The sequence below is a fragment of the Anabaena sp. UHCC 0399 genome (assembly GCF_034931465.1).
GTDB classification, from domain to species: domain Bacteria; phylum Cyanobacteriota; class Cyanobacteriia; order Cyanobacteriales; family Nostocaceae; genus Trichormus; species Trichormus minutissimus.
In genome coordinates, this window is the sequence record NZ_JAYGGZ010000053.1 from 1 (window position 1) to 18,598 (window position 18,598).

General features: G+C 40.9%; 18 protein-coding genes. 8 read left to right on the forward strand and 10 right to left on the reverse strand.

Annotated features, from left to right (window positions below):
• Positions 1 to 185: hypothetical protein (locus VB693_RS23335; RefSeq protein ID WP_323268341.1), on the reverse strand; the 185-nt coding region annotated here is incomplete at its 3' end.
• A gap of 457 nt (positions 186 to 642) precedes the next feature.
• On the opposite strand from VB693_RS23335, the gene VB693_RS23340 reads away from it, so the two are divergent.
• Positions 643 to 1,734 (forward strand): saccharopine dehydrogenase family protein, encoded by a 1,092-nt coding sequence (locus VB693_RS23340; RefSeq protein WP_323268342.1) that lies wholly within the window; start codon positions 643 to 645, stop codon positions 1,732 to 1,734.
• A 21-nt stretch (positions 1,735 to 1,755) separates the two neighbouring features.
• Here VB693_RS23340 and VB693_RS23345 read toward each other — a convergent pair whose 3' ends face one another.
• From VB693_RS23345 to VB693_RS23360, 4 genes are all read right to left on the reverse strand, one after another.
• Positions 1,756 to 2,328 carry a nitrate transporter gene (locus tag VB693_RS23345; protein ID WP_323268343.1) on the reverse strand — a complete coding sequence of 191 codons (573 nt, stop codon included), beginning with the start codon at positions 2,326 to 2,328 and terminating at the stop codon, positions 1,756 to 1,758.
• Between the two features lie 411 nt (positions 2,329 to 2,739).
• Positions 2,740 to 3,570, reverse strand: coding sequence for a dienelactone hydrolase family protein (locus VB693_RS23350; protein WP_323268344.1), 831 nt, complete (start codon positions 3,568 to 3,570; stop codon positions 2,740 to 2,742).
• A gap of 96 nt (positions 3,571 to 3,666) precedes the next feature.
• Complete coding sequence (locus VB693_RS23355; protein WP_190706540.1) at positions 3,667 to 4,242, reverse strand: TIGR04376 family protein; 576 nt, start codon at positions 4,240 to 4,242, stop codon at positions 3,667 to 3,669.
• Positions 4,243 to 4,397: 155 nt separating this feature from the next.
• Positions 4,398 to 5,240, reverse strand: a complete 843-nt coding sequence (locus tag VB693_RS23360) for a D-alanyl-D-alanine carboxypeptidase family protein (protein WP_323268345.1) — start codon at positions 5,238 to 5,240, stop codon at positions 4,398 to 4,400.
• Positions 5,241 to 5,546: 306 nt separating this feature from the next.
• On the opposite strand from VB693_RS23360, the gene mnmG reads away from it, so the two are divergent.
• From mnmG to VB693_RS23380, 4 genes are all read left to right on the forward strand, one after another.
• Positions 5,547 to 7,481 (forward strand): tRNA uridine-5-carboxymethylaminomethyl(34) synthesis enzyme MnmG, encoded by a 1,935-nt coding sequence (gene mnmG, locus VB693_RS23365; protein ID WP_323268346.1) that lies wholly within the window; start codon positions 5,547 to 5,549, stop codon positions 7,479 to 7,481.
• Between the two features lie 227 nt (positions 7,482 to 7,708).
• Positions 7,709 to 9,031, forward strand: coding sequence for a hypothetical protein (locus tag VB693_RS23370; RefSeq protein ID WP_323268347.1), 1,323 nt, complete (start codon positions 7,709 to 7,711; stop codon positions 9,029 to 9,031).
• A 206-nt stretch (positions 9,032 to 9,237) separates the two neighbouring features.
• Positions 9,238 to 9,690 carry a hypothetical protein gene (locus VB693_RS23375; protein WP_190706554.1) on the forward strand — a complete coding sequence of 151 codons (453 nt, stop codon included), beginning with the start codon at positions 9,238 to 9,240 and terminating at the stop codon, positions 9,688 to 9,690.
• A gap of 360 nt (positions 9,691 to 10,050) precedes the next feature.
• The gene (locus VB693_RS23380) at positions 10,051 to 11,610 is read left to right on the forward strand and encodes a serine/threonine-protein kinase (protein WP_323268348.1); all 1,560 of its coding nucleotides are present in this window, start codon (positions 10,051 to 10,053) and stop codon (positions 11,608 to 11,610) included.
• A 451-nt stretch (positions 11,611 to 12,061) separates the two neighbouring features.
• Here VB693_RS23380 and VB693_RS23385 read toward each other — a convergent pair whose 3' ends face one another.
• The 4 genes from VB693_RS23385 to VB693_RS23400 form a co-directional block, all read right to left on the reverse strand.
• Complete coding sequence (locus VB693_RS23385; RefSeq protein ID WP_190706559.1) at positions 12,062 to 12,259, reverse strand: NblA/ycf18 family protein; 198 nt, start codon at positions 12,257 to 12,259, stop codon at positions 12,062 to 12,064.
• Between the two features lie 809 nt (positions 12,260 to 13,068).
• Positions 13,069 to 13,788 (reverse strand): Stp1/IreP family PP2C-type Ser/Thr phosphatase, encoded by a 720-nt coding sequence (locus VB693_RS23390; protein ID WP_323268349.1) that lies wholly within the window; start codon positions 13,786 to 13,788, stop codon positions 13,069 to 13,071.
• Between the two features lie 18 nt (positions 13,789 to 13,806).
• Entirely contained in the window at positions 13,807 to 15,492 is a 1,686-nt protein-coding gene (locus VB693_RS23395; protein WP_323268350.1) for an AarF/ABC1/UbiB kinase family protein, read from the reverse strand.
• A gap of 122 nt (positions 15,493 to 15,614) precedes the next feature.
• Complete coding sequence (locus VB693_RS23400) at positions 15,615 to 15,941, reverse strand: DUF6825 family protein (protein WP_323268351.1); 327 nt, start codon at positions 15,939 to 15,941, stop codon at positions 15,615 to 15,617.
• Between the two features lie 247 nt (positions 15,942 to 16,188).
• Between VB693_RS23400 and VB693_RS23405 the strand changes: the two genes are divergently transcribed.
• The 3 genes from VB693_RS23405 (at position 16,189) to VB693_RS23410 (ending at position 17,922) form a co-directional block, all read left to right on the forward strand.
• Entirely contained in the window at positions 16,189 to 16,725 is a 537-nt protein-coding gene (locus tag VB693_RS23405; RefSeq protein WP_323268352.1) for a hypothetical protein, read from the forward strand.
• A gap of 216 nt (positions 16,726 to 16,941) precedes the next feature.
• On the forward strand, positions 16,942 to 17,052 hold the full coding sequence (locus tag VB693_RS29085) for a hypothetical protein (protein WP_414578018.1): 111 nt from the start codon (positions 16,942 to 16,944) through the stop codon (positions 17,050 to 17,052).
• A gap of 147 nt (positions 17,053 to 17,199) precedes the next feature.
• Positions 17,200 to 17,922, forward strand: coding sequence for a Uma2 family endonuclease (locus VB693_RS23410; RefSeq protein WP_323268353.1), 723 nt, complete (start codon positions 17,200 to 17,202; stop codon positions 17,920 to 17,922).
• 78 nt (positions 17,923 to 18,000) lie between these two features.
• On the opposite strand, the gene VB693_RS23415 is transcribed toward VB693_RS23410, so the two are convergent.
• Positions 18,001 to 18,588, reverse strand: coding sequence for a Uma2 family endonuclease (locus VB693_RS23415; RefSeq protein ID WP_323268354.1), 588 nt, complete (start codon positions 18,586 to 18,588; stop codon positions 18,001 to 18,003).
• Between the last annotated feature and the right edge of the window lie 10 nt (positions 18,589 to 18,598).

Below are 18,598 nucleotides of genomic sequence, written 5' to 3' on the forward strand. Positions count from 1 at the left end.
GCTCTGGTAGCAAAGTTCCAAGCAGTACCGTTAGCACGAGTTCCTTTAGAATAGGCGATCGCTCCATAGTTATCTCTTCTTTGGGCGGCGGCTGGTTGGATATTATTAAAACCTAGGATTGGATATGCAATAACAGTTAATAATGCGATGTTTGTCCCAATTTTTTCTAAACTGCGTAATGACATGATTCCTACCACCTAATTTTTTCTGTAAGGCTAACATTATATTTAACATGAGCATCTGCGATGATTACTGAATTTTACAGATATTTTATTTATAAAGGCTAAATTTTTATTCATAACATTAAAACACTTCTAGCTAGTAATCGGCTTGGATTTTTAAACTTACTTATGTAGGGATTAGTAAGAAAGCTTTTTCGAGTTGTACAGTTTTTTTTACACAATAAAATGAAAGTTTAATATTATACGCCAAATTATTTTTAAGCTATGCAGTATTTACAAATATTTGTAAATGAATCAATGAAGCTGAAACTTGAAGTAACTTAAAAAAATTAATCAGTTGTTAGATAATGACAATTATTGACTTGCTTGCTTAACCTCAAAATTAGGAAGTCATACTTGTAACCGATGCCAACAGGACAAAAAACTGGTCAAATAGAGGTATCGTTGCCAACAGGGAGTAATGACAGACCGCGTTTTAATTCTGGGAGGAAGGGGGCGCATTGGTAGCAGTGTTGCCCAGGATATAGCTACCCACACCCAAGCAAAAATTACGATCACGGGGCGTTCCCCAGAGATGAGTAAGGGGGTTGATTTTCCTTTGCTGGTGTTGGACTTGACGGAGGTTGACAAGTTACGGGAGGCGATCGCAAATTCAGATATAGTTATCCATTGTGCGGGGCCGTTTCATTACCGTGATGCTAACGTTCTCAAACTCTGCATTGAACAAGGCGTTAACTATTTAGATGTTAGTGACCACCGTTCTTTTACCAGCAAGGCTTTAAATTATCACGAACAAGCTGTAGCTGCTGGGGTGACAGCTATTGTTAATACTGGTATTTTCCCCGGCATTTCTAATAGCATGGTACGCCAAGGTATCGAGCAATTACATGAGCCAAAAAAAGTACATTTAAGTTATTTAGTTGCTGGTTCTGGCGGTGCTGGTATTACCGTTATGCGAACCACATTTTTAGGATTGCAACATCCTTTTCAGGCTTGGATAGATGGACAATGGCAATTAATTAAGCCATATAGTGAGAGAGAAATTATCAATTTTCCCTCTCCTTATCAACGCAGTGGTGTTTACTGGTTTGATATGCCAGAAACTTTCACAATTCCCCATGCTTTTCCGAATATAAACACCGTGATTACGAAGTTTGGTTCAGTCCCAGATTTTTATAATCATCTGACGTGGATTGCCGCTCATATTTTTCCTAAGTGGTGGATGCAGCGTCACAGCACAATTGAGTTTTTATCTCACGTCAGTCATTTGATGACAGATGTCACCAATATTTTTAGTGGTATTGGCGTAGCAGTGCGATCGGAAGTTACGGGAAAAATAAATGGTAAGGATGCCGTTTATTGCTCTAATTTAGTCTATGAAAATACCGCAGTTGCGGCTGGTTGCGGCACAGGTAGTATTGCCCAATTATTATTGGCAGGTAAACTCAAAAAACCAGGAGTTTGGCCAGTAGAAGCCGCACTACCAACAGATTTGTTTCAGCAAGCTATGGAAAGTCGTCACATTAACATTGAGCATCAACTAATCAGTTAACGCTGAAAAATTCAGGAATATTCAGTCAGATTTTTTACCATTACTCACAATCTGAGCCAGCATATATCCTGTTAAGTCGAGTAACTGATCCAGCAAAAAGCCAATGACACCTATATAAATTATTGCCTCCAATATATAATTGATGTTGACAGATTTATATCCATTCCAAGCCAGAGAACCCAGTCCTTTTTGATCTATTAGCATTTCTACAGCAATTACTGTAAACCATGCTACCCAAACCCCAACTTTCAGAGCATGAAATATATGAAATATAGCTACTCGAAAGTTATTATCTTGTCTGCGAAAATGTCGCATACCGATGGCTGTGTTGATTAAAATTGTCCAGAAGGTAGCGACAAAAATTACTACCGCAACTGCTGATTCTTTCTCTGGAAATATAACCAACATGATAGGTAGCCAAGCTACAGGGGGGATGCTATGGGGTATCTGAACTATTCGTCTAAATATTTCATAAATTGCGCCATTGACTCCGATTAAATATCCAAAAAAACTACCTACAACAGCAGCAGGAATGTAACCAACAAATAATCTTTGTAGACTATATAACAAATCTAAAAATATACTTCTATCCATGCCTCAGTTCTAATCTGGAACGACAAAAAACACTGCGGCAATCACAAAAATCAAAAGCTAATAAAAAGCAAGCCTGTCACTCTGGTTAATTTAACTTTATCAGAAAATTGAATTTTGATATAAAAACTAAATAAATATTTCAATATTTGTATTAAGTAGGTAGGTGGTAAAATTTTTAGGTATGCCATTGCGAACGTAGCGCAGCTGTCGCCTTAGCGATACGCAAGGGTTTTGAATAATTTACCTAAGTTAAGCTCGTTAATTGGTTCTGTTGAACGGTTAACTGGTTTAAGTATTGCCAGCAATGGCTAGTTGATTTTAAGGTGTGTCGATGAAAGAGAAAGCCTAAAAAGTGATTTTTAGAATCACCGCACTTTTAGGGCGGTGAGAACGTCAAAGAGTTCCTGAAACTTAAACTCCATGCTGCTTAAACCATGCCAGGAGGCGTTGCCAGCCATCTTTCGCTTCTTTCTGCCTGTAGGAAGGACGATAATCGGCAAAAAAGGCGTGGGGTGCATCGGGGTAAACGATGATTTCGGATTTGCATCTGCTGGACTTCAACTCATCGCGCATTTGTTCCACCGTCTTCAGAGGAATGCCTGTATCCTGACCTCCATAAAGTCCGAGAACGGGAACTTTCAAATTAGAGGCAATATCGACAGGATGCTTCGGTGTTAATTCCGTAGAATTACCAACTAATCTGCCATACCATGCTACACCTGCCTTAACCTTGGGATTATATGCTGAGTACAACCAAGTCATGCGACCACCCCAACAAAAGCCTGTAATCCCCAATCTATCAGCATTACCTTTAGCAGACTTGATAGCCCAATCTACGGTGGCATCCAGGTCAGATAACACCTGAGCATCTGGTACTTTAGCTACCACCTGACGAATTTCATCGATATTGCTTAACTTGGAGACATCGCCCTGACGAGCAAATAATTCTGGTGCGATCGCTAAATAACCTAACTTAGCAAAGCGACGGCAGACATCCTGAATATGTTCATGTACGCCGAAAATTTCCTGAATCACCAGCACAATCGGAAAATTTCCACCAGTGGCAGGTAACGCTCTGTAAGCTGGAATTTCACCATCTTGAACAGGAATTTTCACTGTACCTGCAACTAACTCTTTGGCATCAGTAGTAATGACTTGGGCAGAAATGGGTTGTACAGCCAAAGCAAAACCAGTTGCTAAGGTAGCAGTAGCAATAAATTTGCGCCGGGTGATCTCTTTCATCGTCTTTTCCTTAAATTATTTAGGTTTAGTCTTATTTGTAAATGAAGGAGCAAATTTCGGAAATGTCCTTCATTCTTAAGTTTTGGACTATACAGATTATTTTCCTAAATTGCGCTTCATCTGTTCTAATTCATCTTCAGTTTCCCAGCGACGAAACTTTTCTTCTAAGTCATCCAATCCACTGCTAGAGGTGCTAGCTGTATTCCACCAACCGTTAGTTTCTATGCGCTGTTGAGTCTGGGCTTTAGCGCGTGTTGTTTGTGCTTCTGCTGCTTTGGTTTGTACTTCCTGTCGCCGCACTTGAATTTTATGCAACAGTTCTTGAGATTGGGCGATACGTTCTTTCAGCCCTTGCATTTGTCCCCAAAGCTGATTTCCTTCACGCAATAGAGTTGCTTCTCTCTCTTGTGCCGCCGCCGCTAAATCTTGTCTACCTGAATCTTTAGCTTTCTGCACACGGATATGCCAACGCTGAATCTCTTGTGCAGTGGAGAGAATATCTTCTTGCGATCGCTTCTCTTGCAATTGTAAATCTGCAATCAATTTCAATGTATCTTCCTCTTGCTGTCGCAGCTGTTCTAACAACGCCTCTAATTCCAGATGCGGATTATTACGCAAGAATTCCTCTAAACGGTTTTCCAGAAACCGACTAAAATCATCAAATAAGCCCACTATTAGAACTCCAGATTTAGGTGTGTAACTATTTCATTGTAGTAATTCTTATCCTATTACAACAGCAAATTGTAATTTAGCAAAATTGCCATCAGTTTTTAACCCTAGATCCTTAGCTCATAATTACGAATTACGAACTAAAAATTACGAATTATTCAAAGTGGTGTCACCCAATAGCTAATCCCATTTTCTACTTGCTTTCTTAACCCGAAATTTAGTAAATCTTGCTCATTTAAACCTAAATAAGTCCAGTGTGGTACATCTTTAGCGACGGTTTGAAACCAACCATTTTGATTGAGAATTTGTCTTTGTTTTAGATGAGATACCCGCAAATCAATTGCTAATCCCCAAAGATGTTGTGATGTTCCTGGTGGTGCAACAACACCGAGAATTGCTGTTTCTCTTCCTTCTTTCACTTGATTCAAAGTATTTTGGTTAGCATATTTATTCCAAAATCTGAAATTAGTAGCAAAACTGCGAGTACAATCACCAGAACCATAGCCTGATTTTAAGGGAATATTTTCTAAAGAACGCGCCTGATTTAATGCTGCGGTGGCTGATGCTTGTAAGTAACAGTCATTTGTACCATTAACTTTAACCATTGTTAAACTATTTTGAAATGTCTGTGTTTCTTCCTCATTATTTAGCAGAACTGTTGATGGTAATGTAACTAATTTATCTCTATTTATAAACGCAGTACCATATGCTTTGAGCAAAATATATTCATAACTACCAGGCTGGGGAATGGTAGCTAAATTATTGGCGATCGCAGCCAAAAATTTTTCTTTATCTGACTGCCCAATATCGGGACTGATCGTTGGTATTCTAGGTGCTGTGGCAAGAGCATCACAGTCTTTTTCATCTACCATTAAACATTCATTTATCCATTGAGCATTTGCATCTACTTGGTGATGATTTACTGCATTGCTGGCAACTAAGCTAAAAATCATCAAGATAGTAATAACAGTAAACTTGATTTTTTTTAATATTCTTCTCATTGGTTATCATTAAATGTATAAGCAATCAATTGAAGTTCTTACAATTATTAATTTATCTTTCCAATATTTTAATTAATCAAAAATCCTCCAAAAACTTGTTCAGAAATAACTTTTTACCACTACTTCAAAAGACAGTAACATCCATAAAATCACGGAATCAGCTAAAATTGTAAATAAACCCCACTCGACTAAGTAAGAAGGTATCAAGAAAAAGCTCTAAAAACCAGAGCAAAGCAGTGTTTCCTGCTGACGACTTCTCACCATAGCTGTTATCCTTCATTTTAAATTTTAAATTCTGAATTGCTTATGACCATGCACAATTCCGTTACCAAAAACGCTTTCGGGCAAGATGCCTTTGATGTCATCGTTGTCGGTGCAGGTCACTCCGGTTGCGAAGCAGCCCTTGCTACTGCCCGCCTCGGTTGTCGTACCCTGCTTTTGACATTAAATTTAGATAAAATCGCTTGGCAACCCTGCAATCCGGCTGTGGGTGGCCCTGCCAAATCCCAATTAACCCATGAAATAGATGCTTTAGGTGGGGAAATTGGCAAAATGGCAGACCGTACCTACCTACAAAAACGCATCCTCAACTCTTCACGGGGGCCGGCGGTATGGGCATTACGCGCCCAAACTGACAAGCGGGAATATGCGGCTGTGATGAAAAATATTGTGGAAAACCAAGAGAACTTGAGCATTCGGGAAGGGATGGTCACAGACTTGGTTTTGGGTGCTAACAATGAAGTTATTGGGGTAGAAACTTACTTTGGCGTGACTTTTGAGTGTAAAGCCGTAATTTTAACTACGGGTACATTTCTCGGTGGCAAGATTTGGGTGGGGAACAAGTCAATGGCGGCTGGACGCGCCGGAGAATTTGCGGCAGAGGGACTAACCCAAACCCTAAATCGTTTGGGATTTGAAACCGGGAGACTCAAGACTGGTACACCTGCACGAGTAGACAGGCGATCGGTGGACTATACCAAAATGGAACACCAGCCAGGAGATGAGGAAGTTCGGTGGTTTAGTTTTGACCCCGACGTGTGGGTAGAACGGGAACAAATGCCTTGCTATATGACCCGCACCACAGCTGAAACCCATCGGTTAATTAGGGAAAACTTGCACCTATCGCCAGTTTACGGCGGTTGGGTGGAAGCCAAAGGGCCGCGTTACTGCCCCAGTATTGAAGATAAGATTGTCCGCTTTGCCGATAAGGAAAGCCACCAAATCTTTATTGAACCGGAAGGACGAGATATTCCCGAACTATACATCCAAGGGTTTTCCACAGGGTTGCCCGAAAATTTGCAACTGCAAATGTTACGGAGTCTCCCCGGATTAGAAAACTGCGTAATGTTACGTCCAGCCTACGCAGTAGAATATGATTATCTGCCTGCTACCCAGTGTTATCCCACAATGATGACGAAAAAAATTGCTGGGTTATTCTGTGCAGGACAGATTAACGGCACAACAGGCTATGAAGAAGCCGCAGCCCAAGGAATTGTCGCCGGAATTAACGCAGCGCGGTTTGTGCGCGGTCAGGAAATGATTATTTTCCCCCGTGAGCAAAGTTACCTCGGTACTTTGCTGGATGACTTGTGTACCAAGGATTTACGCGAACCCTACCGAATGTTAACTAGTCGGTCAGAGTATCGCTTGTTGCTGCGTTCTGATAACGCTGACCAACGGTTGACACCTTTGGGACGGGAAATTGGTTTAATTGACGATCGCCGTTGGGAAATGTTCAGCAACAAACAAGCACAGATTACGGCTGAAAAAGAACGGCTGTACGCTACCAGAGTCAAAGAACATGATGAAATAGGGAAAGCGATCGCCTCTGATACTCAACAAACCATCAGAGGTTCGATTACCCTAGCCGACTTGCTACGTCGCCCCGGATTTCATTATGTAGACCTTGATAAATATGGACTTGGCAACCCCAGCCTCAGCCAAGCGGAAAGAGAAGGGGCAGAAATTGACATCAAATACTCTGGTTATTTGGCTAGACAACAAAGCCAAATCGAACAGATTGCCCGTCAATCCAACCGCCAGCTACCTGCGGATTTAGACTACACAAAAATTGAAACTCTTTCTAAAGAAGCACGGGAAAAACTCAATCAGGTACAACCCCTTACCATTGGTCAAGCAGCCCGAATTGGGGGTGTAAATCCTGCTGATGTTAACGCCTTATTAATTTTTTTAGAATTGCGTCAATCTAAGAACCAATCAGGGTTTGCGGCTTTATCTTAACTTCGTCTTTATGAAGGGTGAGTATAGTGGAGGGGGAGATGGGTAAGATAGATGACAAGAGTTCAACCCTGGCATCATCTACGATCCCCAATTTGGAGTTGAATTTCATACACTCAACAATCAACTCGTCTAGTTTGGACGGGAGATTGAATATTTTGAAAATCCTGATACCCAGGTAAAAGGGGCGGTGTTGCCCCATCCTGGCAACTACCACCTACAACTTGCTTATGTTACGAGAAGTTAGCACCCATCTCATTGTCCCCGAACTATCAGAAGACTTGATTGTTAACGAGCCTTGGTCAATAGAATTCTATGCTGATGGCTTGATGGATGAGCTTTTTGCCAGTATTGACGACATACTGGAGGTCAATTTCCACAATAGGCAACCACTACGCCAAGCTGCTGCATCTGCCAGTAGCTGGTCGTATACATCCCAGCAAACAACTTTAGAGTATGACCATCTGCAAACCGTTGAAGTACCGCAGATTGTCCTACCAAATACAGTTAATCGACCTGTCCAGACTGTTACAGCTATCAGCAACAAAAAAGTCAGCACTGTTGTAGTTGATCAACCTCAGATCAAATCAACCAGTAAAATTACCCAAACAGCGAAACTGACCTTGGGGAAACTACTGATTGGGGGTACAACTATCGGTGTGGCGATCGCAGGCGTACTATATATAGTGCAATCTGGGGTGTTAGTTCTCCTAACATCTAAACTCACCCAACCAACTATTTATGTACCCCAGTCACAATTACCTACAAAACCAGATGTCCAGGCTGAGTTAGTCAATTACATGATGGGAGCATTAGCCATCATCGACAAAAACGATGGCACTACTCAACGTGCCGTTCGTTCCCAACTAGCCAATCGAGTGATTTCTCACCCAACATCTGTAGCTTTATCTAACAATCAGCCTATCGGTAATCTACCATCACCCCTAACAGCTAACAATACACCACCAGCATCTAGCCGAACTACAAACGTTGTTGAGCGCATCTATATTCCAGTTTTCCAACCACCCTCACCAATGCGCTCTGCACTGCCACCAATTCCCGGTATTGGTTCACCTTTACCACCAGCCCCAGTTGCCAGCCAACCAAATGTAGTTAATAACACCTTAAATAAAGTGCAACCAGCTGCTAAACCCAGCACAGTCAATATGTTAACTGCGGCTGTGCGCTCAGACATGAAACCTGTGGCTGTGCGAAATGCACCTATAAAAGTTCAACAGTCACCCAATTCTCTGCCTAATTTACCTGTTGTTCCCTTCGGTGCTAGCTTACCAAGACCATCGAATAACGGGGAAGCAGTACAGGTTGCATCCCTTACCGTTACTTCCCCTACTCCCACCCATATTCTAGAAGGACTGCTAGAGTTGGGTAATAAGTCTGTGGCACTATTTCAAACTAACGGTGTCAGTCGTCGCATTAACATCGGTGAAAGTATTGGCTCTAGCGGTTGGACATTAGTAGATGTCAATAACGGTGAAGCTATAGTCCGGCGGAATGGTGAAGTGCGGTCTATTTTTGCAGGACAGAAGTTGTAATTTATCTAGGTTTTTTGTTTATTCTGCAAGCCCTAGGTAGAAAAACCACCCCTCCCTGCGGGACGCTGCGCGAATGTGGGTGGCTGTCTTTAATGCAAGAATTTTGAATTGATTCATTTCTCCCTATTTTCCACCTGACATTTTTGTAATTCCAAATATATCTTTGTAGTCTGAGGACTACTCGATTAAGGCAAGGAATATACAAGGTGGCGCACACTTTTTTATTAGAGCCAGGACGCTGGTTAATTCAAGGCAATTGGCTAGAACGTAATGGAATGCCAATCAGCATTAAGGGCATGACCTTGGTGGCTTGGAATCGAGATAACTGGTTTACTATGGCAACAAAACTCATCTTTCCTGGTAGCGATCGCCCTGATATCTCTTTACAATACAAGGGGCGATTGCATGAAGGGGAACGTCAATATACTTTTTTACTCCAACATAGTCTGTTAGGTCAGGTTGAAGGCGAAGGTTGGATGGGTTTAGAAGCAATCATACAACGTTATTGGGTAATGAGCGATCGGCAACGTCGTAGCGGCTTTGAAACGATGCACCGAATTGCGGACGATACATATTACCTCAGTAGTGGTATCATGGCTGGTCATTCTTTAATCAGTACAATGGAAGCCAGATTAAAGCTTCAGCCGACCAATAATTAGTTAGAAGTTAAATTTAGACTGAGTTAGCTTCAAAGACAGTAACTTGGGCTGGGAGTAGGGATTAAGAGCGTGTCTGAACGTAACTTACGTATTATTAGTTGTTTTAAGGTATTTGTATAATAAAACACATTTTTACCCAGCATATTGAGCCATGAATGACATATTTATGTGTGAGTTTTACTGGCTGAAGTTATCTGGGTTATAAAAACTGGGCAAACTAACACTACATCAAAACCCAAGTGCAAAGCATCAGGATACATCTACCCCATTATTTAATTGCACTTTTCCACCCCAACACTTAACACCTACCTCATAGGTAGGTGTAATTCACATTTGTTAAACATTGGAGTCGAAGTTTCTATGTCAGACCCCAACATTGGCCGTTTTCTTAGTAAACGCTACCAATTACAGGAATTAATTGGTACGGGTGCAATGGGTAGAGTATACCGTGCCAAAGATATTTTATTGGGAGGTGTACCTGTTGCTATCAAGTTTCTTGCATTGTCAATACACAATGAAAAGATGCGACTGCAAGACAGGTTTGAGCGAGAAGCAAAAACTTGTGCCTTACTAGGACAAAAAAGTATTCATATTGTGAGAGTCATGGACTATGGCGTAGATGAAAATAATACCCCCTACTACGTTATGGAATATCTACAAGGACAAAGCCTCAACCAGATAATCCGGCAGCAACATCTATCTTTAACCCGGTTTGTGAGTATGACACGTCAAATCTGCCTGGGTTTAAAATGCGCTCATGACGGTATTCCAGTTGATGGCTCAGTCTGCCCAATTATTCATCGTGATATTAAACCCAGCAATATGCTAGTGATTCAAGACCCCAGTTTTGGGGAATTGCTCAAGATTTTAGATTTTGGTATTGCTAAATTACTCCAGGCCAACGGCGATCACACAAAATACTATTTGGGGACACTGGCCTATTCTTCTCCTGAACAAATGGAAGGCAAAGAACTAGATAATCGCTCAGATATTTATAGTTTGGGTGTGATGATGTTTGAAATGTTGACAGGCAAAATGCCACTCATGGCCTCAACCCATTCTTTTGGCGCATGGTATAAAGCTCATCACCATCAAGCACCACGTACTTTTACTGAAGTCAGTCCTAGCTTGCTTATTCCTAAAGATGTCGAAAATTTAGTGATGAGTTGTTTAGCGAAAATAGTAAAGGATCGCCCCCAAAGTATTAGTGAAATACTCCAAGCTTTAGAATCTATCGAACAGCAACATCAAAAACGCCCCATTCAACACGAAAATCATCAATCTACTGATAATGTCACGGTTAAAGCTGAATCTGAAAAGAAGATAAACGGTAATAGGGCATTAAACTTAGCTCCAGCCAAAAATGAAATTACTGTGACAACTTCTTGGCCGAAAAATAAGCCAATAGCTGACATTGTGTTTCCTCAACCTATCCAAATCAATGGTGACGTTATACCAGCCTTATGGGTGATGCTACCACAACGAGAAATTATTCAACGTCTGGTCTGTAGCCGTTACAATCAATTTTTGTTTATAACTGCTCCCCACCCCATGATGCTGTGGATTACTGTTCTCTACAATCGTAAACATGGAGCTAAATGCTTACCTTATTACCTGGATCTCAAAACTAGTCTCGGTCAAGAGATGGTGCAATTAATGTTCAAAACAGGTTACTATCGTTTGCTATTGTTTGCGCGGGAATCACCAAATACTTGTTCTCATGTCCTAGTTGCTAGTATTGCCTCTGCTCAATGTCAACGACTGCAACAGTGGATGATGGCTGCCAAAACCTTTGTGTCTGGGGCTGATCCCCAAATTAGTAAGAATTTGCTCAAAAGGGAATATGAAAAAATTAAACCGCAAATTTTGGCCAAGTTAGATGCAATTGACACGGAGTCTGCATTTGATATCTCTGGTTAGTAAATATTTTTACAGGTTATATGTAACTTATATCAAAAAATGTAAACTTTTATCAAGAATATATATATCTACTTGTAAGTAGTATTGGGAATAAATATAATAGTCATCAGTGCAGGCTGAAAAAGCCAGTGCTTAGTCAAATACAAGTAAATTTTCATTCTGCTTTTTACACGTAGGAATGTAAGTGTTAGTAAGCAAAGTGAAATTATTCATTCACTCAGTAGTAAGCATATTTACAAAATTGCTGGCTAATGGTTTGATAAATAAACCAAAACTAAGTTATGTAAGCGCAGAGCTAACGGTCAAACAACTGTATTATCGAGTTTTGATGGATGACATCCTAGAAGTGATTTAGCTTGATCTTGAAGTTGACGCCCCAGCATCACCAGCTCCTTTCCTCCGTGGAAGTGAGCAAGAGAAGGAGGTCGCCCACTGCGACACATAACTTGCTCTATGCCAAAGTGGAACCAGAATCTAAGCCCCACTGATGCTTAAGTAACTCTTGGTAAGTTGCTTCGCGCACCACCATTTGCTCATAGAGCTTGACTAAAAAGTCTTTGGCTTGGTCATGACTCATATTCTGTACTTGAGTGGAAAATGAGCGGATGCTAAACTGCTGTTCCAAGGAAAGTTGGATTGGTTGGTTCATAGTATACTCCTAAAAGACAACGCGTAAAGTTGATTTGGGTAACACAAGTCCTATAAAAATAGGGCTTGTTTGGGATTTGCTACCAATTCTCTGTATTAAGAAAGATAACAACTATTTTGACAGATTGCCCATATCCTCAGAGGGGAGATTTTTGTTGGGATGTGCTGCAATAGAACCTACTGACATATAACCCAAGTCTGCCTGGGCAGGTTTGGAGTAAATTTTAGGTAGGTGGGATATCCTTCTTTACCTTCAGTTCCGTCCTTTATCTGGAAACTTTCCCTAGAGGGAGATTTTCATAGAAGAGTGAACGTGAAGGGTATTAAGATCGCATTATATTCTGCTTACATTATGATGTGCAACATGTCAATCAACTAAATTGTGTAATTTCAGCCGCCAGTTGGGAATTTTGGTGGCTAAAAATATTTGTATCAAGTTGTAAATAGGAAAAATGCTCAGGTTGAACAAAATGCTGAGTATATTTACTACAAAAGTCCTGAAGCTATCAAAAAACAGGGAAAAGTGCTGAGTGCTGAGTGATGAGTAATGAGTGCGTGCGGGTTTGAGTAACATTACGTTGTAAAGCAAGCTACGTTTCTCAAATCAAACTACACATTTTAATTTTTTAGCCCTAACCGAAATGTATTGACTCAGCAAAGAGTAAAGGACTTTCAAAAAATAAATTATCCCAAATTGGCTCTTATTAGGGTATGTCAGTGAGAAAAAATTTAGAAGCACCAAGAAATTATTTTGACTGACGCACCCTACATAAGGGATATTTTTTAATTTGGAAGTCTTTAAGTGTTGTGTTATGCGATCGCCACAATAACAATAGTGATATTATCGTGTCCACCTTGATCTTTAGCGGCTTCTACTAGAGATACAGCAGCCTGCTCCAATATGGGGATGTCATGGAGAGAATCAGCTATCTTTTCATCGACCAGTTCTTCAGTTAGACCATCACTGCATAATAGTAAGCGATCGCCATCTTTAACATCCAACGCCTGTACTTCAACTTGGGATAAGTCTTCTCGACCTAAACATCGAGATAATACATGACGAAATGGATGAGTCCGTGCTTCTTCTGGGGTGATGTCGCCAATTTTGATGGCTCTAGCTACCCAGGTATGGTCTTCCGTCACTTGTTCTAGTTGTGACTCCCGCAAACGGTACAGTCTAGAGTCACCGACATGAGCGCACCAGGTCGAGTCACGCAAAATCACGACTACGACAGTTGTACCCATATCAGCACGTTCAGGATGACTTTGCTGATCCTCTAAAATGGCTTGATTGGCTTGCCATAAAGCCTGCTCTAACAATTTTTCGGATGAATCAGGTTTATCCCAATGAGCTAATAAATATTCTTGAATTACTGTCGTGGCGATGCGACTTGCTTCTTCTCCTCCCGCATGACCACCCATCCCATCAGCAACAATGAAAAATCGTCCTTCCGGGTCGATGTAGTAATGATCCTGATTATTAGAACGAACAAGTCCCGGATCGCTAAGACCCGTGAAGTTAAGTTTCATAGCTTTTTAGTGCAACAATTAATACATACGGTCATAACGTTCGAGGCGGAGAAGCAGTCGAATCAGTATTACTGAGACTGCTGCGGCAATTAAACCAGCCAGCAGTGCTAACCATAGATAATGATTAACTAATAAAATTGTGGCTGAAAGGGTAAATCCACTGATTATCACAGCATAGCTCATGCCTATCTGAATATTACTCTGTCGCCGTAAAAGCCGCTCTGTTTCTATAGAGCGTACTCGCACACGCATATCTCCCCGCTCTAGTTTTTCTAATGTATCTTCTAATCTACGTGGTAATCCGAAAGCGGTGGTACTGACTTGTACGGCTTGGCGACTTAATTCATTGAGGAAGCTATTGCTATCTGCACCATTCATATTGGTCATAAGCTGCATTGCGTATGGTTGGGCAACTTCCATAAAGTTAAACTCTGGATCTAAGCCTTTACCCACGCCTTCGAGGGTGGAAAAAGCCCGCATCACAAAAGTAAAAGTTGCGGGGAATCTAAATGGCTGATTATAAGCTATTTCGTATAAATCATCACTGATCGCGGCCACAGATTGGGCTTCAAAGGGCTTATCCATGAAATTGTCCAGCATATACTGGACAGAACGCCGCACTGGCCCCATGTCATCTACGGGAGCGATCGCACCTAAATCTATGAGAGACTGGACTACGCGAGTGCCATCTTTTTGGGCAACGCCAAACAGTGTCTGCATCAATCCTTCCCGGACATTCGATTTAATCCGCCCCATCATGCCAAAGTCATAGAAAATCAATGAGCCATCAGCACTAACCGCTATATTACCTGGATGGGGATCAGCATGGAAAAAGCCATCATTGAGCAATTGAATTAAGTATGCTTGCGCTCCTTGACGAGCAACTGCCTTGCGGTCTATACCTGCGGCTTCCAACGCCTCATATTGACTAATTTTAATCCCCGGCAAATATTCCAAAGTCAGCACCTGTGGCGAGGCGTAACGCCAATACACTTTCGGGACTTGCACCCAATCGTAACCGCGAAAGTTACGGCGAAAAGCATCAGCGTTCCTACCTTCATTGAGATAATCAATTTCTTCCCACAGAATGCGGCAGCACTCTTCGTAAATACCCATCCAATCTCGCCCCTTGCCCCATTTAGGATGGTTTTGAAAATAGCGAGCAATTCCTTTAAGAATTTGTAAGTCTATCTCAAATAACTTTTTTAATCCGGGACGTTGCGCCTTGACTACAACTGATTCCCCGCTATGCAGTACAGCTTTGTGTACTTGACCCAAGCTAGCAGCTGCCAAAGGAATGGGTTCAAAACTTTGAAAGAGTTCGGGAATTTTTTTACCTAATTCTTTCTCAACAATCTTTTCTACTTGCTCATAGCTAAAAGCAGGTACTTTGTCTTGAAGCTTTGCCAACTCTTCTACATATTCACTAGGGAATATATCCGCACGGGTAGAGAATAACTGCCCGACTTTGATAAAAGTTGGACCCAAGTCTAGCAGGGTATTGCGAATCCAGACAGCTTGAGCTTTTCGCCTTGCCGCCTGTTTCGCTTCAGTGACACCGCCAGGATAACTCCAAGATTTGTTATACCGCCAAAGTTTGAACATTAAGGTCAAGACAAAAGACCAAATGTCCACGAAGCGTCGCTTACTGGAGTAGTTTTCCCGATTCCAACGGTATGCCTTATCTGAATAACTAGTTTCCATATCTACAATTTACCGTTGGGTTTTCACTGAATAACCTGGAAGAAAAGACACTCTGATCCTTAAACTATTTTTCACAAAACGCCATTTGTCAAGAATTATTGACTAATGACGAATGAACACATTTATACAGAACTGCTGCGATAACGTTGTAATTCATTTCGCAAGAGGGCAATTTCTGCACGTAGTTCATCAATTGTGGCTTGCAAGTCAACCCCATCAGCACCAGCTTGGCTACTACCTGTAGTAGTTTGACCCGCTTGGGCCGCAGTCGCTGCGCGGTTTGCCCGTTCTATGACTTCTTCTGTAAATTGGCGTAGTTGCTCTCTAGCCTCAGCATCAAATTTACCTATTTCGCTCAAAGCATCGGTCAAAACGACCTCTAAACGTTCATTCGCTACTTCAGCCAAGGCTCTGCCTACAAAAAAGGCTTGTAAAAGGGGGTTACTCATAAATTTTTGTTACGTTCGTCCGCAAGAAGATTATAACTTGCCCGTATGCTTTACGGCTTCTGCTGTGAAGTGAGAGATTTAGTGTTATTTACGGCTCACGTTGTTTAGGGTTATCTGAATCCATCACTAATTGTATTTGATGTTAAAAAATGAAATCTTGATCTATGAAGTGCATAAATGACTTATTTAAAATCTATAAGTCAATAGATACGGAAGTCCAAGTTGTAAATAATTAGTGATTATTAACGTGAACACATTCAGAAAGACAAGAATCAGAATTGCTACGGTCATTACTATACTAGGTGCATCGATAGCCTGTGGTATCAGTTCCGTCCTTGCTCAAGAAGGATTAGTTCCGCTAGAACTGTACTGGAGTTCTCAACGTGGAGACAACTTCACAACAGGAACATCAGTAGGTGGAAATTCTGCTATTGAAGCAAGATACAAATATGTGCGTGTTGAAGGATGTGCATTGTCTAATCAGCAACGTGGAACAGTGCCTTTGAAATTATATTGGAGTTCTCAGCGTGGGGACAACTTTACCACAGGGACACGTGAGGGCGAAACATCAGCTCTTGAGGCTGGTTATTCGTTTGCGCGAGTAGAAGGTTATGTTTTTAGCACACAAAGACCTGGGACAGTACCATTAAAGCTATATTGGAGTCCTCAACGTGAGGACAACTTCACCACAGCTACTAGACAAGGTGAACAGGACGCTAGAGCCGCAGGCTATTATTTTGCTAGGGTTGAAGGCTATGTTTACCCTGCCAATAAATGTCAGTAAGAAGATGTTTCTTCAGTATTGTGAGTAGCAAAAAAACCTGAATGGTATTGGGTTAAGAGGAAAGCTAGCTTGGGTTTCGCTATCGCGAAACCCAACAAAGTCTTGAGAAGATTAGGCTACTTTCCGATAAGGCTGCGCCTACGTTCCTTAACTGAATGGTATTGAGTTAGAAGCGATCGCCCATCAGCCTATCACATCATTAGCTAATATCTTTTAATTGCTAAAAAAATAGGATTAATTAGTAATGTGAAATCAGTGATGGATGATTTAATTACTCAAACAACTTTTAGCGTTGGTGAGCAACTCTATGAGAGTATTCTGAAATAAGCTAATGAATGATGTCTAAATCAGTAATGTATGTTTTATTAAGCGACAGCACAACCAAGCAACAACTTTAATAATGTTGTGTTTCTTTCGTTGACTACTCAACACTGCTAAAATAAACACAGAAATAATTGATGCCGGATTGATTCTATGACCATTGCCCAAGAATTAGAATCTCAAGCAGACATCTCGAAAGATGTGATATTTCCTCCTGGTGATTTATATAGTGATGAGCCTCCCTTGGAAACAGAACTACATCTACGACAAATAATCTTACTTTTGCAATGCCTAGAATGGCTGTGGCGAGATAGAAATGATTTTTATGCGGCGGGAAATTTGACTATATACTACAGTCCACGTCAACTCAAATCAGAATATTTCCGGGGTCCAGACTTTTTTGTAGTGCTAGGAACGGAACGAAAAACTCGCAAAAGTTGGGTAGTGTGGGAAGAAAATGGCAAATATCCTAATGTAATTCTAGAAATTCTCTCGGATTCAACAGCGAAGACAGATAAAGGTTTAAAAAAAGAGATTTATCAAGATACTTTTCGTACACCGGATTATTTTTGGTTCGATCCTTACACGCAAGAATTTGCCGGATTTCATTTAGTAGATGGAGAATATCAACCTCTACAAGCAAATGAACAAGGTCATTTGTGGAGTCATCAGCTAGGGTTATATTTGGGTGTTTATCAAGGACTATTGCGGTTTTTTACACGAGATGAACAACTAGTCCCAACACCTGAAGAAATGGCGGAACAGTCACAACTGCAAGCAGAACAAGCACAACTGCAAGCAGAACAAGCGCAACTGCAAGTAGCACGTTTGGCGGCGAAACTGCGGGAGTTAAATATCGATCCAGATACAATTTAGAAGACTGTATTTGCCTGTTTTGACTGTTGATTTCTTATGAAGGTACAAACAGGCGATCGCCTCTTCTCTCCAATATCATTATTCTTCCTCTATCGCCAAATCTACACCTGCATAAATATCACTCAAAGCAATTTTAAATTCTATTGATTGGAGTGATAGAATAGCCTCATACGATTCATATTCTGTGAATACCCATTGACCATCAGTATTTCTATGAAACTGCTCTACAAGGTGTTCATATTGGTCAATCGTCACGTATTCTTTTAGTGTCGGAAGAGAACGGTAATATCTAAATTTATTAGTTCTATCGTAATTTTCTGTCGATTGTGATAATACTTCTACAATCATTAAGGGATTGGTAACTGTAGTAGTACCTTTTCCTTCATATATTGGTTTTCCCTGAATCACCATGATATCAGGATAAGTGTATATGCGATAACGAGGTATCCATAATTTAACATCCCCCATGTATATTTTGTAATCTTTACCTCGCATCTGCAATTTAAAATTCGTACAAAAATTTAAAGAAATTTCATTGTGATTAGTTGTTCCACCAGCCATTGGGACAATTTCTCCATCTCGATATTCATTTCTGCATTCTGATGTTTCCTCTAGTTGTAAATATTCTTCGGTTGTGTAGTATTTACTTACTGCTTGAGTTTGCATAATCACACCT

Excerpts from the sequence above, each read along its gene's own strand:
- VB693_RS23345 (WP_323268343.1), bottom strand. The coding sequence starts at position 2,328 with ATGGATAGAAGTATATTTTTAGATTTGTTATATAGTCTACAAAGATTA.
- VB693_RS23380 (WP_323268348.1), top strand. The coding sequence starts at position 10,051 with ATGTCAGACCCCAACATTGGCCGTTTTCTTAGTAAACGCTACCAATTA.
- VB693_RS23370 (WP_323268347.1), top strand. The coding sequence starts at position 7,709 with ATGTTACGAGAAGTTAGCACCCATCTCATTGTCCCCGAACTATCAGAA.
- VB693_RS23350 (WP_323268344.1), bottom strand. The coding sequence starts at position 3,570 with ATGAAAGAGATCACCCGGCGCAAATTTATTGCTACTGCTACCTTAGCA.
- VB693_RS23360 (WP_323268345.1), bottom strand. The coding sequence starts at position 5,240 with ATGAGAAGAATATTAAAAAAAATCAAGTTTACTGTTATTACTATCTTG.
- VB693_RS23410 (WP_323268353.1), top strand. The coding sequence starts at position 17,200 with ATGACCATTGCCCAAGAATTAGAATCTCAAGCAGACATCTCGAAAGAT.
- mnmG (WP_323268346.1), top strand. The coding sequence starts at position 5,547 with ATGACCATGCACAATTCCGTTACCAAAAACGCTTTCGGGCAAGATGCC.
- VB693_RS23400 (WP_323268351.1), bottom strand. The coding sequence starts at position 15,941 with ATGAGTAACCCCCTTTTACAAGCCTTTTTTGTAGGCAGAGCCTTGGCT.
- VB693_RS23415 (WP_323268354.1), bottom strand. The coding sequence starts at position 18,588 with ATGCAAACTCAAGCAGTAAGTAAATACTACACAACCGAAGAATATTTA.
- VB693_RS23390 (WP_323268349.1), bottom strand. The coding sequence starts at position 13,788 with ATGAAACTTAACTTCACGGGTCTTAGCGATCCGGGACTTGTTCGTTCT.
- VB693_RS23340 (WP_323268342.1), top strand. The coding sequence starts at position 643 with ATGACAGACCGCGTTTTAATTCTGGGAGGAAGGGGGCGCATTGGTAGC.
- VB693_RS23395 (WP_323268350.1), bottom strand. The coding sequence starts at position 15,492 with ATGGAAACTAGTTATTCAGATAAGGCATACCGTTGGAATCGGGAAAAC.
- VB693_RS23385 (WP_190706559.1), bottom strand. The coding sequence starts at position 12,259 with ATGAACCAACCAATCCAACTTTCCTTGGAACAGCAGTTTAGCATCCGC.